Below are 21,532 nucleotides of genomic sequence, written 5' to 3' on the forward strand. Positions count from 1 at the left end.
CGATCTCGAACCGAGCCCGATCCCGGGTCAGGCGGGGACCGGCTCCGCGTCGACCTCGGTGAACACGTCCTTCACGGCGGCGAGCAGCCGGGCGTTGAAGTCCACGCCGAGCTGGTTCGGCACGGTGACGAGCACGGTGTCGGCAGCCCGGACGGCCTGGTCGGCCGCGAGTTCCGCGACGAGCTGCTCGGGCTCACCGATGTAGGACCGGCCGAACCGGGCCAGCCCGCCGTCGAGGTGCCCGACCTGGTCCTGCCCCTCGACCTGCGCGCGGACGCCGAAGTAGTGGCGCGACTCGTCGTCGATGATCGGGATGATGCTCCGCGAGACCGAGACGCGCGGTTCGCGGTCCCAGCCCGACTCGGACCACACCCGGCGGAAGCGCTCGATCTGCTCGGCCTGCAGCTGGTCGAAGGGCACGCCGGTGTCCTCGGTCAGCAGGGTCGAGGACATCAGGTTCATGCCCTGCTCGGCGGTCCACTCAGCGGTGGCACGGGTGCCGGCACCCCACCAGATCCGGTCGCCGAGCGAGTCGGACAGCGGGGAGATCGGCAGGGACCCGACCGACCCGGTCATCTGCGGGTTGGCGTCGGCCATCGGCTCGCCGGCGATCGCGCGGCGGAACACGTTCGTGTGCGCACGGGCCATGTCGCCGCCGTTCTCGTCGGAGGCGTCGGGCACGTAGCCGAACTGCTGGTAGCCGGCGAGGGCGGTCTCGGGTGATCCCCGCGAGACACCGAGCTGCAGTCGGCCGCCGGAGATCAGGTCGGTGGCGGCAGCCTCTTCCGCCATGTAGAGCGGGTTCTCGTAACGCATGTCGATGACGCCGGTGCCGATCTCGATCCGGCTGGTCTTCGCGGCGATGGCGGAGAGCAGCGGGAACGGTGCGGCCTGCTGCGGTGCGAAGTGGTGGACGCGGAAGTAGGCGCCGTCGACGCCGGCTTCCTCGGCTGCGACCGCGAGGTCGATCGCCTGCACCAGGGCCTCCCGCCCGCTGCGCACCTTCGACCCCGGCACGTCACGCCAGTGTCCGAACGACAGGAACCCGATCTTCGTCATGTCCATGCGAACGCATCCGGAGGCGGGGCCATTCCGCCGCGACTACCGTGTCCGGGATGGATGACCCCCGCCCCGCGCTCGAGGCCGAACGCGTCCGCAACGTCCGGCTGCTCGCCGAGGTCGAGCGGAGCATGCGCGACGTCAGCGACGCCCGGCAGGATGCGAACTCCGACGACGAACACGACCCAGAGGGCGCGACCCTGGCCTGGGAACGCGGCTCGCTCGGTGCGGTCCGCGACGGTGCCCAGCTGCGGATCCGCCAAGTGGACGCAGCGCTCGTACGACTCGACGACGGCACCTACGGTCGCTGCACGGTCGGCGGCGAGCCGATCCCGGAGGCACGGCTGGCCGCCGTCCCGTGGGCGGCGACGTGCGTCGCGCACGCGTGAGGGGCACGCGATCGGTGCCGCCTGACGGCCTGGAGGCGCGGGCTGTCCCCGCCACGCGCCTCCCGGCATGCGCACCCCGCGTCCACCCCGTGCGCCGCTGATTCCCAGCCGCGCGCCCTACGTTTTCGGCATGGACGGCGACCCGAACGACCGACCCGGCGAAGCCCGGGCCGACGGCGCGCCGCGCCAGCGCTTCCAGTGGTTCCACCGCCTGCGCACCTGGATCCACGCGCGGCCGCACGTGCACCTGCTCTACAAGGTGCTGGTCGGTCTGGTGGGCGGGCTGGTCGTCATCATCGGGCTGATCCTGGTGCCGCTGCCGGGGCCGGGGTGGCTCGTGGTGTTCATCGGCCTGACGGTGCTGGCGAGCGAGTTCCACTTCTTCCACAAGATCATCACGTGGCTCAAGGCGCAGCTGCACCGCTTCTGGGACTGGGCCAAGCGGCACGGGCCGAAGCGTCTGCGCGATGCTGCGGACCGGGGCAAGGCCGACGTCGATGCTGCGCACACCGGTGCGGCGCGGACCGTCGGGGTGCGTGCGCGCGCTCGCGGGACGAACTCGGCGCGACCGGGCCACTAGTCGGGCCGCTGCGGTCGGGCGCTGGTGCGGTCGGCACTGTGCGGTGCTGTTCACCGCGTGCGAGGTTGATGGCTCCGTGCGGCGCTGCAGACCCGCACTGAGCGGTCAACCTCGCACCGAATGGGCATCGCCGCACCGTGCGAGCGCGTCCAACCGTGCCGGACGGTTCGCTACTCGGCCGCGACCCGGATCGAGCCGGTGGCGGTGCGCTCGATGACCTCGGCCGCGCGCTCCTCGACCTCGGCGGCGTCCTTCGACGACAGTTGCAGCACGAGGGCGACGACCGCGGCGAGCACGATGAAGCCGCCGTACCCGGCGATGACCGGGACGAGACCGACCGAGGGTTCGAGCAGGCCTCCGATGACCGAGGGCACCCCGAACGCCAGGTAGCTGACGACGTAGATCGTGGAGAGCAGTCCGGCACGGTGGGTCGGGGCGGCGGTGGCGAGCAGCATCCGCAGCGGCGCCTGGAACCCGGCACCGAAGCCGACACCGGCGATCGCGCTGCCGACGACCATGCCCGGCAGGGAGTGCGCGAACACGAACGACACGGTGACTATCGGGCCGAGCACGAGGGCCACGAGTCCGAGCAGGACCGCGCGACGGGTGTCCATCCGCTGGATCGCCAGGCCGGTCAGGGCACCGACGCCGGTGACCACGGCGATGAGCGCACCGGCGGCGAAGTGGTTCGTGATGCCGAACACCGTGCCGAGCGCCGAGGGCACGAGCGACAGGAACATGCCGCCGAGCGCCCAGCTGGCGACGAGCGACCCGGCGACGCCGCGGAACAGCCGGCGTGAGGACCGCGGCACGCTGATCGTCGGGCGCAGGGAGCGGAGCGCGCCGGGGCGACGCTGCACCTGCTCGGGGACGACGAACAGCGCGAGCACCAGGAGCACGAGGAGTGCGCCGAACAGCAGGTAGACGAGCTGCTCCGGCGCCGGACCCCACTGCACGAGCGCGCCGCTCGACATCGCGCCGGTGGCCAGGGCGATCGGCGGGATGACGCCGTTCAGCACGCCGGCCATGGTCGGGTGGCGTTCGAGGGAGTTGTCGATGAGGGCCGCGCCGAGGGCCCCGATGAGCAGCCCGACCGAGACACCCTGCACGATCCGGTCGACGATGAGCGCGACGACCCCGTCCGCCATCGCGAACAGGCCGAGCGACAGTGCGACGCCCAGGCCGCCGACGACCAGCACGGGCTTGCGACCGACGTGGTCGGACAGGCGACCCGCGACGAGCAGGCTCGCGAGCAGGCCGGCGACGTAGATGGCGAAGACCCCGGTGAGCATGAGCGGGGTGAGGTGCCACTCGGCTGCGTAGACCGGGTAGATCGGCGACGGCACGGCCGACGACGCGACCGAGACCAGGAGCATCGCCGCCAGGATCCAGAACCCGGCGACCGAACGAGCTGACTGGTGCATGCGCACCCCTTTCCATCTCCGTGCAGTACGACTGCATTCGTACCGCACTCGAACAGTACGACGCAAGTCGTACAGCAAGCCGAACGGTGGTAGCGTCCCGTCCATGCCCGCGCACGTCGATGCTCCTGAACGGCTGCCGCAGCCGTCCGTGGCCGAGATGGACCTCCCGGTCGTGATGGACGCCCTGAGCGACCCGATCCGGCTCGCGATCCTGCACCGCTACCTGGTCGACGCGGCCGGGGGTGAGCGCAGCTGCGGCTGGGTCGGCATCGACCGGCCCAAGTCCACGCTGACCCACCACTTCCGGGTCCTGCGCGAGGCCGGTCTGCTCGAGCAGCACCTGGAGGGCCTGACCCGCGTCAGCCGCGTCCGCGTCGAGGACGTGCAGCAGCGGTTCCCCGGGCTCCTCGACCTGGTGCTCGACTGGCAGGTCCCCGCGGCCCTGCTGCGCGAGGGGATCGCATCGTGAGCGCCGGCGGGAGCGCGGGCGTGGACACTGTGCACACGCTGCCGTCGATCGTCGCGGACCCCGCCGTCACCACGGCGCTCGCCGCGGACCTGACGGCCGCCGGCTTCACCGTCGACCGGCTCGACTCCCTGTGGGGTACCGAGGCTGCTGCGTCGCTGCACCGCGGATCGCGGGTCGCCGCGCTCCGTGCGCTCGCCGCCCGCGAGGCCACGCCGCTCGGCACCCTGGCGACACTGTTCGTGCTCGGCCTGCCGGTGACGCGGGCCGAGGCCGGTGTGGCGTTCCCGACCGCGGGGCTCGACGCCGTCATCGCCGCGGGCCTGCTGCGCAGCGACGGCGACAGTGCCGACGCGCTCGTGCACCCCACCGTCGACCTGCGTCCCTACGCCTTCGTCGACGACCTCGGCGCCGGCAGCTGGTGGATCGTCTCCGACCTCGGCGAGCTCGCCCTCGGGCACGCGATCAGCGAGGAACACGTGCTCGGCATCGGCGGCGCCACCACCACGCTGAGCGGCCTGCAGCTGCCCGTGCCGGTCGAGCGGGTGCTCGACCTCGGCACCGGCTGTGGCATCCAGGCCATGCACGCACGGCGGTTCGCCGACCACGTGGTCGCCACCGACATCTCCCGCCGTGCCCTCGACATCGCCCGGTTCAACGCCCAGTTGAACGGCATCGACGGCATCGACTTCCGGTTCGGCTCACTGTTCGAGCCGGTTGCGGGGGAGCGTTTCGACCGGATCGTCTCGAACCCGCCCTTCGTCATCACACCCCGTCGCGAGGGTGTCCCGTCCTACGAGTACCGCGACGGTGGCATGGTCGGCGACGCCCTGGTCGAGACGGTGCTCCGCGGCCTGTCCGACCACCTGGATCCCGGTGGGACCGCCCAGCTCCTCGGCAACTGGGAGTACCACTGGGGCGTCGACGGTCTGGACCGCGTGCGCGCCTGGTTCGCCGACACCGACCTCGACGTGTGGGTGATCGAGCGCGAGCGGCAGGACCCGACGTCCTACGCGGAGACCTGGATCCGCGACGGCGGGACGAAGCCCGGCACGGCCGAGTTCGACACCCTGATGGGCGCCTGGCTCGATGACTTCGCGGACCGTCGCGTCACCGGCGTCGGCTTCGGCTACGTCGTGGTGCGTCGACCCCTGCCTGGAGGCACGTCCGGCCTCCGCCGGTTCGAGCGGGTCCCCGAGACGCTCGGCTCCAACCCCGCGGGCCTCGGCGCGACGGTCGCCCGCGTCCTCGACGCGGCCGCCTGGCTCGCCGCGCACGACGATGCTGCGCTCGCCACCGCCCACCTGTCGGTGGCCGGTGACGTCACCGAGGAGCGGTTCTACTGGCCGGGCAACGACGACCCCACCGTGATGACCCTGGTGCAGGGTGGCGGGCTCGGGCGCCGGGTGGACGCGGACACCGCACTCGCGGCGTTCGTTGGTGCGTGCGACGGCGACCTGTCCGTCGCCGCGATCATCGGCGCGCTCGCGCAGATCACCGGCGTGGACGAGCAGGCGCTCGCCGCCGACCTGCTGCCGGCGGCGCGCGACCTGGTGCTCGACGGGCTGCTCGTCCCCGCTGCCTGACGATCAGGCGCGGTGGTCGCGCCAGCTGTGCTCGGGCGTGTAGCCGAGGAGTTCGCGGGCCTTCTCCGACGACAGCAGCGAGCTGACGCCGTCGATGTCCGCACGGCGCTCGATGTCCGGCACGAAGCGCTCGACGAGCTCGATGGTCGGGGTGTCCATGACCGTGTCGGGGCTCGCGATGACGAACGCCTCGAACCCGGTGAGGTCGGCCTCGAGTGCCCGGCGGACGGCCTGGGCCCCGTCGCGGGAGTCGATGTACGACCACAGGTTGAACGTCTTCGCCTCGGGGGTGGCGTCCCACGGGAACGCCGGGTAGTCGGTCTCGTCCATCACGTTCGAGAAGCGCAGGCCGATCATCTTCAGCTCCGGGTCCCAGCGCGTGAAGTGGCGGGCCATCTCCTCTTCCACCGCCTTGCCGAGCGAGTACGACGACTGCGGGCGGACGGCGAACTCCTCGTCGACCGGCAGGTAGGGCGGGTGGTGCTCGCCCATCGGGATGCCGAGCAGGGTCTCGCTCGACGCCCACACGACGTTCTTGATCTTCGCGGCACGGGCTGCGTGGAAGACGTTGATCGACGAGGTCACGTTGTTCGTGATGAGGGCCACGTCGGGGACCTGCCCCGGAGCCGGCACCGCCGCGAGGTGCACGACGGCGTCGACGTGGTCGTACCGGTCGTCGATGCCGAGCAGGGCGTTCAGGACCTGGCCGTGGTCGGTCAGGTCGATCCGCACGAACGGGACTCGCTCGGGCTTGTCGGGGGAGGGGGCGCGGTCGAGCAGGACCACGTCGTACCCGTGCGCATCGAGGTCGCGCACCACCGCTCGTCCGAGCTTGCCGCTGCCACCGGTCACCACTACACGCGTCATCGCGTCACTCCACATCGTCGTCGGAACACACCCTGGCGGGCATCGACCATCCTGCCCCGCCGCACCTGACGCGACCAGGCCCTGTCCGTACCCCGGAGCTGACACAATCCGTCATTGCAAATGTCAACGCTCATATGCCAGTGTGGGCATCGTGATTCGGCGAGGAACGATCGTTGCGGCGGTCGTGCTGTCATCGAGCCTTGCCGGCTGTTCGTCCGACCCGATGTGGGCACCGGCGGGTGAAGCCAGCGAGCGGACCATCGCGATCGTGGACGGCGGGATGACGCCATCCCTCGGGCGAACGGGTGCAGCACACACTTGGATCGCGCCGAACCTTCCGGACGAGTCGCCTGATGGCCATGCTGACCTGCTCGCGGCGGCACTTCTCGCCGAGTTCGGTGAGGGAACCCCATCACTTCTCGACGTACGAGTGGCGACGCCGAATCACCCCGCCGCTCCGGACTCAATCGCCCAAGGCGTGGAATGGGCCGTCGGCAGTGGAGCCGACATCGTGTTGATCGCTCTGAGCAGTCGCTTCGACTCGGCCGCGCTTCGGGCTGCCTTGCGGAACGCGGATCGCAACGACGTCCTCGTGGTGAGCAGCATGCGAAACGAATTGATCGGTGCGAGGTCCTTCCCTGCTGATCACGAATCCGTGCTCTCGGTGTCCAGTGTGGATCACTCCGGGGCACGGGCGTCGACGTCGCCACGTGACGGCGACGTCAGCGCACTCGGTGTTGACGTCGACCTCGGCTCTGGCGGTGAGGTCTCCGGGACGAGCATCGCAGCCGCATCGGCCGTCTCCGCGGTGATCCGTTGTGCCGGGTGGCCTGTGTCCCGCGATGACTTGCTCCGCGACGCGCAGCGTCGTGGCGTCAAAGACGACCGCGGCGTTCCAGTGCTGCGGTGTACCGAAAGGAAGAACCAATGAAGCTCTCCAAGTGGACACCGCCCGTCGGCGTGTTGGTGACGGCAGTGATGGTGTTCAGCCTTGTCGCGCCCGCGTCTGCCGAACCCGTGGACCGTGATCCTGATGCGGCGGCCGTCGACATCTCCGTGGTGACGGAAGGGAATCCTGCTGGTGAGGCGTCCGTCTCCACCCAGATCGAGTCGGAACTCGGGATGGACGGTGAGGCTGTCGTCGCGATCGACGGCAACGTGATCGACACGGTGAGCGTTGAGACTGCCCAAGAGGGGGATGCGCTCGAGGACACGTACTCGATCAGCGACCTCACGATCGTCGACGCCGAGAACTTCTCCGCGCTCCTCACCTCGGACTCGACAGGTGAGACGCACTTCATCGACACGGCAGCCACCGAAGCGCAGGTTCTGCCGCTGATCCTGGTGGTGCTTGCTCGTGTGGGTATCCAGATGGCCATCCGCCAGTTCTCGAAGGCCGCGATCCAGAGCGCCGCGAAGAAGTACGCGCTGTCCCTCACAACGTCGAAGTGGACTCATATCATGGCGCGGAAGCACAACTGGCGGTACGTGGGTGGTACGACACGTGCAAAGGTCGCAGACCTCATGAGCAAGGCTGTCGCGAACGGACGTTCAGCGAAGGCGCGTGACCACATCGACTACACGTGGCGATACAGCGGGCGGACGATCACCGTTCGGACGTCGACCGGCGGTCACATCAGCAATGGATGGGTGAAATGAGCGAGATAGCGAGCCTCGTCGACGGGGGAAGGATCGGTGATGCCGTCCGAGCCGCCCGAGGGCTCACCCCTCAGCGGGTCCGTGAACTCCTCTTTGCTTCTGGTGGGTTCATGCAGGACTCTGGCCCGTACGACGAGTTCTTCCGCCGCTGGTACGCCACGCTCGAGAGCCCGTACCTGCGGGCCGAAGCAGCGGATTGGTTCTGCCAGGCGTACCTGACCGAACTGGCCGACGTTCCTGGTGCGGAGCACTACGGAGCGGCCTTGTCGACGGATTCGAAGCGAGCGGTGCGTGACCACCTCGCGCGGGAGATGCGGGGCCGGAACATCTCAGATTGGTCGATGTCTCCGGAGGAACCCCTCTCGAAGACGCAGGTCCGCGCGTGGAGCACCGCGGCGGACGAACTCGCTGCCGTGCGCTTGCCCTGACCACTTCGCCGGCGGGAGGCTCGGTGCGGACGTGCGGTGCGCCTCCCGTCAGGCGGTGGGGGCGACCTGGGCGATCGCGAGGCGGGCGACGAGCTCGACGTGCTCGGCCATGTCGCGGGTGGGGTCGAAGAGCCACTGGATCTGCATGCCGTCGGACACCGCGAGCAGGACGCTGGTGAGCTCGTCGGGGTCGATGTCGGTACGCAGTCGACCGTCCTGCTGCATGGTCCGGAAGTCGGCGGACAGCACGCGGCGGCTGCGTTCGTAGCGCTCGCGGAAGTACTCGTGCGCCGGGTGCTCGGCGTCGGTGGCAGCGGCGGCGGACAGGTTGACGAACATCTGCACCAGGCCCGGGACCTCGGCGTTGTGCCGCACGATCGCGGCGAGCAGGGCTGCCGGGTCCGCGGCCTGCCAGTCGTGCGCGAGGTCGAGTTCGTCGCGGCGGCGGAGGATCTCGACCCAGAGCTCGTCCTTCGAGTCGAAGTAGTGCAGCAGGCCGGCCTGGGTCAGTTCCACGGCGTCGGCGATGTCCTTGATGCTCGTCCGCCGGAAGCCCTGCGACGCCACGAGGTCCAGCGCGACCGTGAGGATTTCCTCGCGCTTCGCGATGCCCTTTGCGTACGAACCCCGTCGTGCCATGGCCAGACTGTACCGCCCACAGGAGACCCAGAAAACCAAGCAACGGTTGGTTTTCGGTGGTACGGTGCAGGAGCTGCCAGCGCGGGCGGCGAACCCGGTGGATGGTGGGTGTGGGCGACGAGGCCCCGGCCGTCCAGGCGGCGCCCCGCGGCCCTGAACGAGAGGACCGACCACCGTGACCACCGTGAACGACGCGAGCACCGCCTCCAGTCCGTCGACGCCGCTGACCGAGCGCATCGATGCGCTCCTCGGCCAGCTGACCACCGACGAGAAGGTGCAGCTGCTCACCGGACGTGACTTCTGGACCACCTGGCCCATCGAGAAGATCGGGCTGCGCCGGATCCTGATGTCCGACGGCCCGTCGGGCGTGCGCGGCGAGGTGTGGGACGAGCGTGACCCGTCCCTGAACCTGCCGTCGGCGACCGCGCTGAGTGCGTCGTGGGACCGCGCGATCGCGAAGCGCTACGGTGCCGCCGCCGCGGTGGAGGCCCGCCGCAAGGGCGTCGACGTCGTGCTCGGCCCGACCATCAACCTGCACCGGTCCCCGCTCGGCGGCCGGCACTTCGAGGCGTTCAGCGAGGACCCGGTGCTCACCGGCGATCTGGCCGCGTCGTACGTCGACGGCGTGCAGGAGAACGGTGTCGCCGCCACCCCGAAGCACTACATCGCGAACGACTACGAGACCGACCGCTTCACCGCGTCGACCGAGGTGTCGGACCGCGCGCTGCGCGAGCTGTACCTGCTGGCGTTCGAGAAGGCCGTGACCGAGGCGCACGCCTGGGCGATCATGTCGTCGTACAACGCGATCAACGGCGTGACGGCGTCGGAGAGCGACCTGCTCGAGACCCCGCTCAACTCGGAGTGGGGCTTCGACGGCATCGTCGTGTCCGACTGGACCGGGGTGCGTTCCGTGGACTCGGCGAAGGCGTCGCAGGACGTCGCGATGCCCGGGCCGAACCCGTGGTGGAGCGAGGGCCCGCTGCTCGCCGCCGTGCAGTCCGGCGAGGTGCCGATGGCGGCGATCGACCGCAAGGTCCGCCGGATCCTGACCCTGGCCGCACGCGTCGGCGCGCTCGAGGGCTTCGAGCCCGTCGCCGCGTCGCCCGTGCACGTCGAGGACGGCATCGCGTTCGTGCGCGAGGCAGAGGCCGAGGGCACGGTCCTGGTCCGCAACTCCGGTGTCCTGCCGCTCGACGCCCCCGCCGTGTCGCGCATCGCGGTGATCGGGCACAACGCTGACCAGGCCCGCACGCAGGGCGGTGGCTCGGCTACGGTCGTGCCGTCGCAGGTCGTGTCGCCGCTGGACGGCATCCGCTCGGCGTTCCCGGGCGCGAGCGTGGACTACGCGATCGGCGCCGTCGTGCAGGAGGGCATCGCGGAGTTCCCGCTGTCCACCATCACGAACCCCGGCACCGGGGAGCCCGGAGCCCGGGTCGCCTTCGTCAAGGACGGCGAGGAGCTGTTCGTCGAGGACCGCCGCGCGACGGCACTGTTCTGGTTCGGCGGCGACGCCCCGACCCGCGAAGCCGACCGGCTCGACATCACCACCACCTACACGGCCGAGTCGACCGGGACCGTGCGGTTCGGCATCGGCGCGGCCGGACGGTCACGCATGTGGATCGACGGCGAGCTGCTGCTCGACGAGGACGTGCCGTTCGAGGGCGACCAGCTCGGTGCCGCGTTCCTGAACCCGCCGGCGCGGTCGGTGCCGGTCGAGGTGACCACCGGCCAGCAGGTCGCGATCCGCATCGAGTACGACATCGTGCAGGACGAGACGCTCGGCGGGGTGCTGGCGTACCAGTTCGGCACCGAGCCGTCGGACGACGACCCCGCCGTGCTGATCGAGGCCGCGGTGGACGCCGCCCGTGGTGCGGACGTCGCCGTCGTCGTGGTCGGGACGAACTCCAAGGTCGAGTCCGAGGGCTACGACCGATCCTCGCTGGCACTCCCCGGTCACCAGGACGACCTGGTGCGCGCGGTCGCCGCGGCGAACCCGAACACGGTCGTCGTCGTGAACGCCGGGTCGCCGGTCGAGATGCCGTGGCGGAACGACGTCGCCGCGGTGCTGCTGACCTGGTTCGGCGGGCAGGAGTACGGCAACGCCCTGGCCGATGTACTGACCGGGGCGCAGGAGCCCGGCGGCCGCCTGCCCACCACGTGGCCGGTCGCGATGGCCGACGTCCCGGTGCTCGACGTCACCCCGGTGGACGGGAAGGTCGCCTACGACGAGGGCGTCCACGTCGGTTACCGGGCCTGGCTCCGCGCCGGCACCGAGCCGGCGTACCCGTTCGGGCACGGCCTGGGCTACACCACGTGGTCGATCGAGGGCGTCTCCGCGACCCCGACCGTGCGCGAGGGCGACGCCGTCATCGTCACGGCGACCGTCGCGAACACGGGTGACCGCGCCGGCAAGCACGTCGTGCAGGTCTACGCGTCCCGTGCGGAGTCGGCGGTGGACCGCCCGGTGCGCTGGCTGGTCGGGTTCGCCCCGGTCCGGCTCGCGGCAGGCGCCTCGACGGAGGTCTCGATCGAGGTCCCGGCGCGTGCCTTCGCCCACTGGGACGGCTCGTGGCAGTACGAGTCGGGGACCTTCACGCTGCACGTCGGCGCCTCGGTCGTCGACGACGCCGGAACCACGTCCCTCGAACTGGAGTGACGAAGTCGTCCGGTTTCCGCGCAGCTCGCAACTCCATTCAGTAGCATCTATGTGCGCGAGTCGGCTGGTTACCGTCCGCGCACGCACCGACTACGGGGTCGCTGGGTGAGCGACTCGGTCTCCTGATCCGGCCGTTGTTGCCCTGGCCTCCCCGGTGCGTCCCAGAATGCGTCCCCGCGTCCGCGCGGGGACGCATTCGTCGTTCCGGCCCCGATGAGCACCGGTGAACCGGCGCGGCAACCAGGTTCCGGACACAACACCACGGGATCGCGCGGTGCTGTGTCCGGAACCTGGTTCCGTGGCTCGTTCCGGCCCCGATGCGCACCGGTGAACCGGTTGCCGCACTTCGTCCCGGTTCGGAAAAACGAGTGACACTTGGTCAACTTCATACGTCCCAGGTGCGCGGAACGGTGTGACAAACCGCTCGGTAGGTGGAACGATGGGTGCACCATCTCGTGCGGATCAGGGACGAGATGGTCATCCGGCCGGGCTCTCGGGCCTCACCAACCCGATCAGAGCCCTGCCGGATGCCCTTGACTCTCGATGGTGGTGCGGCGGCGGGGCCGCAGGTGGTCGGGCCCGCGGCGCCGGCGCTCTAGCCCGCGGCACCGGCCCTCAGGCCCGCAGCGCCGGGGCGATCTCCTCGGCCACGATGCGCAGGATCCGCTCGTGCGCCGCACGGTCGCCGTTCGCTGGCAGGGTGATGACCAGTTCGTCGGTGGCGGTGACCGCCGGGTCGGCGAGCAGGCTGTCGACGATGGCCGCCGGTTCGCCGGACACGACCTTGCTGAACCGGAACGGCGGGGTGCCCGAGAGCGGTCGACCCTCGTCGTCCATCCCGGAGGCGTACCCGGTCAGGAACTCCTCGTGCACGGCGCGGTCGTGGTCGTCGAGGAGCGGCACCACGATCCGGCCCACGGCGACCTTGGACTCGCGCTGCGGGTGCAACTCGGCGAACCGCTCGCGGTAGGCGGCGATCTGGTCGGCCTGCGCCTGGGCGAACGGGGCTCCGGTGTCCTCGGTGTTCAGGGTCGAGCAGTGCAGCAGGAGGCCCTTCTCGGCCGTGCGGACCGCCGTGCCCATGCTGCCGCCGCCCCACCACACGCGGTCGCGCAGGCCCGGGCTGAGCGGCTGCAGGGTCAGGTCGGCCCCGGCGGGGATGCTCTCGTAGCCCTTGCCGGCGCTGCCGAGGGGCTCGCCCTGCAGCACCTCGAGCAGCCGTGCGGCGCGGGCCTCGGCCTCGTCGCGGAAGCTACGGTCGACCGTGCCGAACACCGGGTCGAGGATCGGACCGTACCCGGCGATGCCCGTGCTGATGCCGAGCTGCACCCGGCCGCCGCTGAGCAGGTCGACGGTGCTGGCGTCCTCGGCCAGGCGCACGGGGTCCTCGTAGCGCATGCCGAGCACGGCGGTGCCGAACGCGATGGTGCTGGTGCGCTGCGCGGCTGCCGCGAAGAAGGTCATCGGGCTCGTCAGGTACGGCTCGAAGTGCCGTCCGCGCACCCAGCCCGTCCCGTAGCCGAGCGACTCGGCGGTCTCGAACAGGCGCAGGCCGTCCTCCAGGGCGCCGGCGGCGCCGTCGGTGCCGCCGTGGTTCGGGACGAAGGAGAGGAAGCCGAGTTTGCGCATGGCGCGAGTCTATGCGCACGTATCGAAGTGTGCCTGAGTCGGCGACGGGGCGGACGGGAGGCCCGTGGCGGCGCCGCCACGGGCCTCCCGTCCGGCACATGCGCACCTGGGAGGATGGGCGCATGACCGACGTCACCGCCCTGCCCCCGCTCGTCGCCGCGATCCCGGCGGCGGTGGACGGCGTCGTCGACCCCGACGAGGTCTACGAGGCCTTCGCGGCCTGGGCCGCCGAGGGCGGCCGACCGCTGTACCCGGCGCAGGACGAAGCCGTCATCGAGCTCGTCTCCGGCGCGAACGTCGTGCTGAGCACGCCGACCGGCACCGGGAAGTCGCTCGTCGCGGCCGGCGCGCACTTCGCTGCGCTCGCCGAGGGCAAGCGGAGCTACTACACGGCACCGATCAAGGCGCTGGTGTCCGAGAAGTTCTTCCAGCTCGTCGAGCTGTTCGGAGCACAGAACGTCGGCATGGTCACCGGCGACTCGAGCGTCAACGCCGACGCCCCGATCGTCTGCTGCACCGCCGAGATCCTGGCGAACCTGGCGCTGCGGCAGGGACCGGACGCGGACGTCGACGTCGTCGTGATGGACGAGTTCCACTTCTACGGCGACCCCGACCGAGGCTGGGCGTGGCAGGTGCCGCTGCTCGTGCTCGAGCGTGCGCAGTTCCTGCTCATGTCGGCGACCCTCGGCGACGTCACGACCATCGCCGACGACCTGTCCCGCCGGACCGGTCGGCCCACCGCCCGCGTGACCGGTGTCTCGCGACCCGTGCCGCTCGAGTACCAGTACGTGATGACGCCCGTGCAGGAGACGGTCGAGCGGCTCCTCGAGGAGGGCAAGGCGCCGATCTACATCGTGCACTTCGCCCAGGCCGCCGCACTCGAGCGGGCACAGTCGCTGATGTCGGCGAAGGTCGCCTCGCGGGAACGCCGTGACCAGATCGCCGACGCCATCGCCGGCTTCCGGTTCAGCGCCGGGTTCGGACAGACCCTGTCGCGCCTGATCCGGGCCGGCATCGGCGTGCACCACGCCGGCATGCTGCCGAAGTACCGACGACTCGTCGAGCAGCTCGCCCAGCGCGGCCTGCTGCCCGTCATCTGCGGCACCGACACCCTGGGCGTCGGGATCAACGTGCCGATCCGGTCCGTGCTGTTCACCGGGCTGACGAAGTTCGACGGCACGAAGATGCGCCAGCTGTCCGCGCGGGAGTTCCACCAGATCGCCGGCCGTGCCGGACGTGCCGGGTACGACACCGAGGGCGACGTCGTCGCCGAGGCACCCGAGCACGACATCGAGAACGCCCGCGCCGTCGCCAAGGCCGGCGACGACCCGAAGAAGAAGAACAAGATCAAGCGGAAGAAGGCGCCCGAGGGCTTCGTGTCCTGGGGGCAGGCGTCGTTTGAACGGCTGATCGCGGCCGAGCCGGAGCCGATGGTCTCGCGCATGCGGATCACGCACGCGATGGTGCTGTCCGTCGTCGCCCGCGGCGGGGACGCCTTCGCGGAGGTCCGGTCGCTGGTCTACGACAACCACGAACCGCGCTCGCGGCAGCTCGCGATGGCCCGGCGGGCACTCGTCATCGCCCGGACCCTCATCAACGCGCGGGTGATCGAGAAGGTCGACGGCGCCTACCGCCTCACCGTCGACATCGCGCCGAACTTCGCGCTCAACCAGCCGCTGTCACCGTTCGCGCTCGCCGCGTTCGAGTTGCTCGACCCGGAGTCGCCCACCTACGCACTGGACATGGTCTCGGTCGTCGAGGCCACCCTCGACGACCCGCGGGCGATCCTGTCACAGCAGCAGTTCAAGGAGCGCGGCGAGGCCGTCGCCCGGATGAAGCAGGAGGGGATCGAGTACGAGGAGCGGATGGAGCTGCTCGAAGAGGTCACCTGGCCGAAGCCGCTCGACGAGCTGCTGACCGCCGCGTACGAGGCCTACGCCGCCGAACAGCCCTGGGTGCTCGACTTCCAGCTGTCCCCGAAGGCCGTCGTCCGCGACATGTACGAACGCGCGATGACCTTCGGCGACTTCGTGCGCTTCTACCAGCTCACCCGCTCCGAGGGCCTCGTGCTCCGCTACCTGTCCGACGCGTACCGGACCATGCGCCAGACCATCACCGAGGAACAGCGGACCCAGGAGCTCGACGACCTGATCGAGTGGCTGGGCGAGGTCGTGCGGCAGACCGACTCCTCGCTCGTCGACGAGTGGGAGGCGCTGCTCAACGGCGACGTCCTGCTGGCGTCCGAGGAGCACGAGGAGATCGCGCCGCCGCAGCCCGCACGGCTCACCGGCAACCCGCGGGCGTTCCGGGTGCTCGTGCGCAACGCCCTGTTCCAGCGCGTACTGCTCGCCGCGGCCGACGACATCGACGGGCTCGGGGAACTCGACGCGACCGCGGGCTTCGACCGGGCCGCGTGGGACAACGTGCTCGAGGAGTACTACGAGGAGCACGACACCATCGGCACCGATGCCGACGCGCGCTCGATGCAGTACCTGGTGCTCGACGAGAGCGGCGCCACCGCATCACCCCGGGTCTGGAAGGCGCGGCAGATCTTCGCCGACCCCGAGGGCGACAAGGACTTCGGGTTCTCAGCGACGATCGACCTGGACGCCTCGGACGAGGTCGGCGAGGCCGTCGTGCGGGTCACCGAGATCGGGCGGTTCGACGGGTGGGCTGAAGTCGACGTCGACTGATCGGCGCTGGGGTTGTCGGACGTGTACCGTCTCCGGCACCACCCCCACCCGAGAGGACTGCGTCATGCGCATCGGATCCAGCATCGCCCTGATCGTCATCGGCGCGATCGTCGCCTTCGCGCTGAACATCCAGCTCGCCGGTATCGACCTCCGCCTGATCGGCTACATCCTGATGGCAGCCGGTGTCGTGCTGCTCATCATCAGCCTCGCCGTGGCCTTCGGCGGTCGCCGCACCACGACCACCACGCGCTCGGGCGTCGACCCGGCGTCGGGGGAGCAGATCACCCGCCAGGATCGGCGCGACGGGACCTACTGACCCGCGCGAAGGGTCAGAAGAGGGTCGCGGGCGGGGTCGCGTCGGGCAGCGCGGACGGCTCGGGCACCTCGGCGCCGGGCCAGCCGGGACCGTGCGGCACGTCGGTGCCGTTCTGGAACGCGGTGGCGGCGCCGCGGGCACGCACGTCGGCGGCCTCGTTCATCTCGTGACCGACGTGGCCGCGGACCCACTCGAACGTGACCTTGCGGCCCTGCAGTTCCGCGTCGAGTTCCTTGATGATCTCGACGTTGAGGACCGGCTTGCCGTCGGCCTTCCGCCAGCCCTTGCGCTTCCAGCCGGCGAGCCACTCGGTGCAGGCCTTGATGGCGTACTGGCTGTCGCACAGGATGTGCAGCGGCTCGCCGGTGTCCTTCGTGGCGCGGAGCAGCTGCAGGACGGCGGTGAGCTCGCCGATGTTGTTCGTCGCGCGGGGCCAGCCGCCGGCCGCCCACCGGTCGTCGTCGACGTACCAGGCCCAGCCGGCGGGGCCGGGGTTGCCGAGGGCTGAGCCGTCTGCGGCGGCGACGATCGTCACGATGGGACCTCCTGGTGGTGCCGAGTGCTCGCGAGTGCTGGTCAACCGTAACCGACCGTACGGACGGGCTCCGCGCGGCGGGGCGGCGACCGGATCAGCGCGCTGCGGGATCCAGGTTGAGATCGGGGTCCGTGATGAGCTGGTCGCCCGCGCCGGTCTGCAGCGACGGGTTCAGCCAGCGGAGTTGCGCGACGGTGATGCCCAAGCGTTCGGCGACCGTCACCTGCGCGTCGTCGCTCGACACCTGGTACGACACCGGCACACCGTGACGTTCGTGCACCCAACCGTTCGCCCCGGGCCGCGCTGCGCCCACGTCGACCTGCAGGTGCGGGTACGGGTCGGGGATCGTCCAGTGCAACGGAGCGACTGCGAGCACGGAGCCGATGCCGGTGCGTCCGGAATCGTCCCCGTCATCAGACGGCGCCGGCACGAGCGCGACGCTGTGCAGGAAGTCCGGAGTGGACCCAGCCTCGGACAGTCCGACCGAGTCCGGTGCACCGGTCTCCGGGTCCCAGATGACGACTCCGGCGCGGTACCCGCTGGCGTCGCCGGCACCGTCAGCGTCACCACCGCGGAACTCCAAGCTCATCCACTGCGGGTTCGTCGTGCGGTAGCCGGACAACTCGGCGTCGAAGGTGCCGGTCTCGTTCGCGACGACCCGCACGTGGATCCGGGTGTCACCGCTCGCCGAGACGACATCGGTCTCGGCGGCGACCGTGCCGGGCGCCAGGACCTGCGGCGTGCTGACCTGTTGTGCGGCGGGAGTCGGGTCGGCTCCCGGGCTCCGGCTCGTTCCGTCGAGTGATGCCTGTCGCGTCGGCACCGGGATCGCGTCGTCGCCGCCGGACGCCGTGCACCCGGCGAGCAGCAGCCCCACCAGCGCCGAGCCGAACACCGCGGTCGTCGCGGTCCGTGTTCGTCCCATCGTTCCCCCTCGTCGGCAGCGTAGCGGGGCCAGGGACGTCATCGAGTGCGGGGAGCGGACCGAGCCAGACTCGTTACACGGGGCCGAGGACTACCGTCCGCTGCAGGAGGAAACACCATGAGCGACAGCATCCCGAACGCCCCCGGCCCCGAGCCGTCGGACGACCGCGCACGCAACGACGCGCTCCGCGACGCTGCGCACAGCGACGACGTCGACGGGGTCAGCGGACGCGAGCAGCGAGCAGCGGACACGTCGTACAGCCCGTCGAGCGAGCGCGAGATGGACGCGTCCCAGACGAAGCAGCGCGACGACGCCGACCTGCGTGCGGACGGCATCGACCCGTCCAAGGTCATCGCGGCTCCCGGGACGGGCGGCGCGGACGATGCCGGCGACGTCGAGCCCGAACCGGGCGACCTGCACCTGCCGTGGCAGTCCGAGGAGGACCGCTGGGGCTGATCCGGCTAGCGGGTCGCAAGCTCCAGCGAGCGCACGAGTTCCTCGCCGTCGCGGACGTCCCAGAACGCCACGAGCTGCGGACCGAAGAATCCATCGAGTCCGGTGTTCGCGTAGATCTGCGTCTGCAGACCGCGGGTCACGCCAGCGAACGGACCGAACTGCTCCTGCCACTCGACCGTGCAGTGCTGTCGGTCCGCTGACCAGCGCGTCATGCGGTCCGATCGGCCGACCGGGACGTCACGGGTCCCACGCGCCGTGATGACCAGGGCGCGGCGGTCGGTCACGGCGTAGACCGTCGTCCGCTTCCGGTGGAGCTTCACGAGGAACCGGCCGAGCAGCATGTGGAGGCCGATCAAGAGGAAGATCGGGAAGATGACGAGCTCTGGCCCTGCTGCGCCGTCTCGGAGGACGCTGACGGTGCCGAAGCCGACGAATCCGCACCAGAGCAGCGAGAACGGGATGAGGAACCCGTCGCGGCCCGAGAGGAGCCTGGCCGGATCGCTCGTGCCGGCCCAGTACAGGTGCTCATCGGGGCGCAGGTGTTCACGGGCGGTCTGTTGAGGATCGATCACCCCTCGACAGTACGGCCCGCCACTCGCTGTTGCTGAACAGTGCGTACCCCACCCGGCTACGACACCGAGTCCGGGTGGGAGCCCGTCCGCTGCCCGGACTCGAGCGTCGCGATCGCTGCGAGCTCGTCGTCGGTCAGCACGAAGCCGTCGACGTCGAGGTTCGAGCGGATCCGGGACGGCGTGACCGACTTCGGCAGCACGACCACGCCCTGCTGCACGTTCCACCGCACGAGCACCTGCGCCACGCTCACACCGTGCGCGTCCGCGATGTCGGTCAGTACCGGCTCGTCGATCAGTCGCCCGCGGCCGAGCGGCGACCACGCTCCGGTCACGATGTCGTGCTGCTCGTGGAACGCGATGAGTTCGCGCTGTGGCAGCCACGGGTGCCGTTCGACCTGGTTCAGCGCCGGTACCTCGCCGGTCTCGTAGATGAGCCGCTGCAGGTGCGGCACCTGGAAGTTCGAGACACCGATGCTCCGCGCCCGCCCTGACTCACGCAGTTCCTCCAGCGCCCGCCAGGTCTCGACGTAGCGGTCGTTCGCGGCGGCCGGCCAGTGGATCAGGTAGAGGTCGACGGCGTCGAGCCCCAGCCGCTCGAGGCTGCCGTCGAAGGCCCGCAGGGTCGCGTCGCGCCCCTGGTGGTCGTTCCACACCTTGGTCGTCACGAAGACGTCGTCACGGTCCAGCCCGGAGGCCCGGATCGCCTTGCCGACGCCGGTCTCGTTGCCGTACATCTCGGCTGTGTCGACGTGCCGGTAGCCGGCGTCCAGCGCGAGGCCGACCGCCGTCTCTGCCTGGGTGTCGTCGACCTTGTAGACGCCGAAGCCGATCGCGGGGATCGAGCGGCCGTCGCGCAGGGGAATTGAGGTGACCATGCACCCATCCTGCCGGTGCCTGGCGGGCGTGCGCCGGGCCTCCAGGCCATCTGTGGAGAACGCGACCCGTACGCCGGGCGCACGTTCCTTCCCATACCGGCCGCGATGGCGAGTGGAAACGGGCGTACCTGGTCAGAACTTCCGACCAGGTACGCCCGTTTCGACCAGGTACGCCCGAAACCGCACGCCGCCCGCCCGCCGCCCGACTCCCGCCGCCGCCCGCCGCCCGCCGCTCAAGTCGGCAGGTGCACCGGCTCGGTGTCGGGGAGGGGGCTGGCGTCACGGCCGCGCAGGTCGGGCAGCCAGCTGCGCATCGCCAGGGGGAGCAGCACGCCCAGGCCGGCCATCACGGCGCCGACGGTGAAGCCGCCGACGGGGCCGCTGCCGTCGATCAGGAAGCCGGCGATCGCCGAACCGCCGGCGGCACCGATCAGCTGGCCGGTGCCCATCCAGCCGTAGGCCTCGGCGGTGTCGGAGAACTTGACGGTGGCGGAGACCGAACCGAACATCACCGCGAGGGCCGGCGCGATGCCCACACCCGCGATGACCAGGGCGAGGCAGAGCCACCAGAAGCCCGTGCCGCCGAGGGCCAGGGTGAGGCCGACGAAGACGACGGCCATGCGCGTCCACAGGGTGTTGCGGGAGATCGGGCGGTGGCCGAACGCCAGGCCGCCGGCGAGCGAACCGACCGCGAACACCGCGAGGACGATGCCGGCGTTCGGGCTGCCCTCGCCGAAGACGCTCGTGACGCTCGCCTCGACCGCGGCGCACGCCCCGATCAGGAGCAGACCGGTCAGGGTGGCGACGACGACCGCGGGGCGCTTCAGCACGACACCGAAGGCGCGCTTCGAACGGGGGATGCGGACGCGGCCGAGCTCGGGCGAGGCGATGAACCACGCGCCGCCGACGACCAGGAACACCATCGCGACGACGATCGCCTCGACCGTGCCGACCTGGGTGGCGACGAAGGTGGTGATGACCGGGCCGGCGACCCAGATGAGCTCCTGCGCGCTGGCGTCGAGCGAGAAGAGGGGTGTGAGCTGCGCCGACGTCACCATCTTCGGGTAGATGGTGCGCACCGCCGGCTGCACGGGCGGGACCGCCAGGCCGCCGAGGAACCCGACCACCACGTAGCCCCAGAGCGGCATGACCACGAACGCGATGACCACCATGCTGATGAGCGCGACGATGCTCGTCAGGATGAGGACGGGGCGCATGCCCCAGCTGCCCATCCACCGGCTCGTCAGCGGGCCGGCCAGTGCCTGCCCGATGCTCGTCGTCGCGAGCACCAGCCCGGCCGCGCCGTAGGAGTCGAACACGTGCTCGACGTGCAACAGGTAGGCCAGCGACAGCATGCCGAACGGGAACCGCGCGGTGAGCTGTGCGGCGATGACACGACCCACGCCAGGGGTCTTCAGGAGGGGCCCGTACGTACTCACGAGACGAGTGTACGGACCGGCCGGACGGGGGTGTCCCCCGTCCTGGGGAGGGGCGGTTCGCGACACGCCGACACGTCGATTCCACATCTGTGGATCGGGACTGTCCACGGGTGTGGGGAAGTGTCGGTGGTCGGCCGCAGACTGGCGGAAACTCGGGCCTCCCGGGAATCCACAGACTGTGGAGGGCGTTGTGGAGAACTACACGGCTGTAACACTTCCTCTTGTGGTCGGTGCTGCGGCTAGCCACTAGATGTAGTGTGGAGGCATCGCAGCGGCCCCTCCCGGACACGACTGCGGACAGACATCAGCACCACCTCCACAGCACAGCAGAAACCAGTA

Annotated in this window: 21 protein-coding genes; 11 read left to right on the plus strand and 10 right to left on the minus strand. The window is 70.5% G+C overall.

What is annotated here, in order from left to right:
* Positions 1–27: 27 nt before the first annotated feature.
* Positions 28–1,065 (minus strand): LLM class flavin-dependent oxidoreductase, encoded by a 1,038-nt coding sequence (locus DEJ02_RS08605; protein WP_111032689.1) that lies wholly within the window; start codon positions 1,063–1,065, stop codon positions 28–30.
* Between the two features lie 50 nt (positions 1,066–1,115).
* Between DEJ02_RS08605 and DEJ02_RS08610 the strand changes: the two genes are divergently transcribed.
* A complete protein-coding gene (locus DEJ02_RS08610; RefSeq protein WP_111032690.1) occupies positions 1,116–1,448 on the plus strand; it encodes a TraR/DksA C4-type zinc finger protein in 333 nt (110 codons plus the stop codon).
* Positions 1,449–1,578: 130 nt separating this feature from the next.
* Positions 1,579–2,028: a TIGR02611 family protein gene (locus tag DEJ02_RS08615; RefSeq protein WP_071405873.1), complete on the plus strand. Its 450-nt coding sequence runs from the start codon at positions 1,579–1,581 to the stop codon at positions 2,026–2,028.
* A 170-nt stretch (positions 2,029–2,198) separates the two neighbouring features.
* On the opposite strand, the gene DEJ02_RS08620 is transcribed toward DEJ02_RS08615, so the two are convergent.
* Positions 2,199–3,452, minus strand: coding sequence for an MFS transporter (locus DEJ02_RS08620; RefSeq protein WP_111032691.1), 1,254 nt, complete (start codon positions 3,450–3,452; stop codon positions 2,199–2,201).
* 103 nt (positions 3,453–3,555) lie between these two features.
* Here DEJ02_RS08620 and DEJ02_RS08625 point away from each other — a divergent pair, with 103 nt between their 5' ends.
* Both DEJ02_RS08625 and DEJ02_RS08630 read left to right on the plus strand, forming a co-directional pair.
* The gene (locus DEJ02_RS08625; protein ID WP_071245119.1) at positions 3,556–3,921 is read left to right on the plus strand and encodes a helix-turn-helix transcriptional regulator; all 366 of its coding nucleotides are present in this window, start codon (positions 3,556–3,558) and stop codon (positions 3,919–3,921) included.
* Between the two features lie 20 nt (positions 3,922–3,941).
* Positions 3,942–5,504, plus strand: a complete 1,563-nt coding sequence (locus DEJ02_RS08630; RefSeq protein ID WP_258378698.1) for a methyltransferase — start codon at positions 3,942–3,944, stop codon at positions 5,502–5,504.
* A 3-nt stretch (positions 5,505–5,507) separates the two neighbouring features.
* On the opposite strand, the gene DEJ02_RS08635 is transcribed toward DEJ02_RS08630, so the two are convergent.
* Entirely contained in the window at positions 5,508–6,371 is an 864-nt protein-coding gene (locus DEJ02_RS08635) for an NAD(P)-dependent oxidoreductase (RefSeq protein WP_111032798.1), read from the minus strand.
* A gap of 142 nt (positions 6,372–6,513) precedes the next feature.
* Here DEJ02_RS08635 and DEJ02_RS18295 point away from each other — a divergent pair, with 142 nt between their 5' ends.
* The 3 genes from DEJ02_RS18295 to DEJ02_RS08645 all read left to right on the plus strand — a co-directional run bounded on the left by DEJ02_RS18295 (position 6,514) and on the right by DEJ02_RS08645 (position 8,458).
* Positions 6,514–7,302 (plus strand): S8 family serine peptidase, encoded by a 789-nt coding sequence (locus DEJ02_RS18295; protein ID WP_146249252.1) that lies wholly within the window; start codon positions 6,514–6,516, stop codon positions 7,300–7,302.
* Complete coding sequence (locus DEJ02_RS08640; RefSeq protein ID WP_111032692.1) at positions 7,299–8,030, plus strand: SAR2788 family putative toxin; 732 nt, start codon at positions 7,299–7,301, stop codon at positions 8,028–8,030. The genes DEJ02_RS18295 and DEJ02_RS08640 overlap by 4 nt, the downstream gene beginning before the upstream one ends.
* Before the next feature lie 110 nt (positions 8,031–8,140).
* Positions 8,141–8,458, plus strand: coding sequence for a hypothetical protein (locus DEJ02_RS08645; protein WP_146237681.1), 318 nt, complete (start codon positions 8,141–8,143; stop codon positions 8,456–8,458).
* A gap of 48 nt (positions 8,459–8,506) precedes the next feature.
* Here the strand turns inward: DEJ02_RS08645 and DEJ02_RS08650 are convergent, their stop codons facing one another.
* On the minus strand, positions 8,507–9,097 hold the full coding sequence (locus DEJ02_RS08650; RefSeq protein ID WP_110864205.1) for a TetR/AcrR family transcriptional regulator: 591 nt from the start codon (positions 9,095–9,097) through the stop codon (positions 8,507–8,509).
* A gap of 175 nt (positions 9,098–9,272) precedes the next feature.
* On the opposite strand from DEJ02_RS08650, the gene DEJ02_RS08655 reads away from it, so the two are divergent.
* Entirely contained in the window at positions 9,273–11,753 is a 2,481-nt protein-coding gene (locus tag DEJ02_RS08655) for a glycoside hydrolase family 3 protein (protein WP_111032693.1), read from the plus strand.
* A gap of 615 nt (positions 11,754–12,368) precedes the next feature.
* On the opposite strand, the gene DEJ02_RS08660 is transcribed toward DEJ02_RS08655, so the two are convergent.
* Positions 12,369–13,382 carry an LLM class flavin-dependent oxidoreductase gene (locus DEJ02_RS08660; RefSeq protein ID WP_111032694.1) on the minus strand — a complete coding sequence of 338 codons (1,014 nt, stop codon included), beginning with the start codon at positions 13,380–13,382 and terminating at the stop codon, positions 12,369–12,371.
* 122 nt (positions 13,383–13,504) lie between these two features.
* Between DEJ02_RS08660 and DEJ02_RS08665 the strand changes: the two genes are divergently transcribed.
* Entirely contained in the window at positions 13,505–16,075 is a 2,571-nt protein-coding gene (locus DEJ02_RS08665; RefSeq protein ID WP_111032695.1) for an RNA helicase, read from the plus strand.
* Positions 16,076–16,139: 64 nt separating this feature from the next.
* Positions 16,140–16,391, plus strand: coding sequence for a DUF6458 family protein (locus DEJ02_RS08670; RefSeq protein WP_027465939.1), 252 nt, complete (start codon positions 16,140–16,142; stop codon positions 16,389–16,391).
* Positions 16,392–16,404: 13 nt separating this feature from the next.
* Here DEJ02_RS08670 and DEJ02_RS08675 read toward each other — a convergent pair whose 3' ends face one another.
* Together DEJ02_RS08675 and DEJ02_RS08680 are read right to left on the minus strand one after the other, a co-directional pair.
* Positions 16,405–16,926, minus strand: coding sequence for a ribonuclease H (locus DEJ02_RS08675; RefSeq protein WP_027465941.1), 522 nt, complete (start codon positions 16,924–16,926; stop codon positions 16,405–16,407).
* Positions 16,927–17,020: 94 nt separating this feature from the next.
* On the minus strand, positions 17,021–17,851 hold the full coding sequence (locus DEJ02_RS08680; RefSeq protein ID WP_146249253.1) for a hypothetical protein: 831 nt from the start codon (positions 17,849–17,851) through the stop codon (positions 17,021–17,023).
* A 117-nt stretch (positions 17,852–17,968) separates the two neighbouring features.
* On the opposite strand from DEJ02_RS08680, the gene DEJ02_RS08685 reads away from it, so the two are divergent.
* On the plus strand, positions 17,969–18,307 hold the full coding sequence (locus tag DEJ02_RS08685; protein WP_111032697.1) for a hypothetical protein: 339 nt from the start codon (positions 17,969–17,971) through the stop codon (positions 18,305–18,307).
* A 5-nt stretch (positions 18,308–18,312) separates the two neighbouring features.
* Here the strand turns inward: DEJ02_RS08685 and DEJ02_RS08690 are convergent, their stop codons facing one another.
* The 3 genes from DEJ02_RS08690 to DEJ02_RS08700 all read right to left on the minus strand — a co-directional run bounded on the left by DEJ02_RS08690 (position 18,313) and on the right by DEJ02_RS08700 (position 21,193).
* Positions 18,313–18,879, minus strand: coding sequence for a hypothetical protein (locus DEJ02_RS08690; RefSeq protein WP_111032698.1), 567 nt, complete (start codon positions 18,877–18,879; stop codon positions 18,313–18,315).
* A gap of 56 nt (positions 18,880–18,935) precedes the next feature.
* A complete protein-coding gene (locus tag DEJ02_RS08695; protein ID WP_111032699.1) occupies positions 18,936–19,754 on the minus strand; it encodes an aldo/keto reductase in 819 nt (272 codons plus the stop codon).
* 233 nt (positions 19,755–19,987) lie between these two features.
* Positions 19,988–21,193 carry an MFS transporter gene (locus tag DEJ02_RS08700; RefSeq protein ID WP_071405882.1) on the minus strand — a complete coding sequence of 402 codons (1,206 nt, stop codon included), beginning with the start codon at positions 21,191–21,193 and terminating at the stop codon, positions 19,988–19,990.
* Between the last annotated feature and the right edge of the window lie 339 nt (positions 21,194–21,532).

This window comes from Curtobacterium sp. MCLR17_042 (assembly GCF_003234695.1).
In the GTDB taxonomy this organism is placed as follows: Bacteria; Actinomycetota; Actinomycetes; order Actinomycetales; family Microbacteriaceae; genus Curtobacterium; species Curtobacterium flaccumfaciens.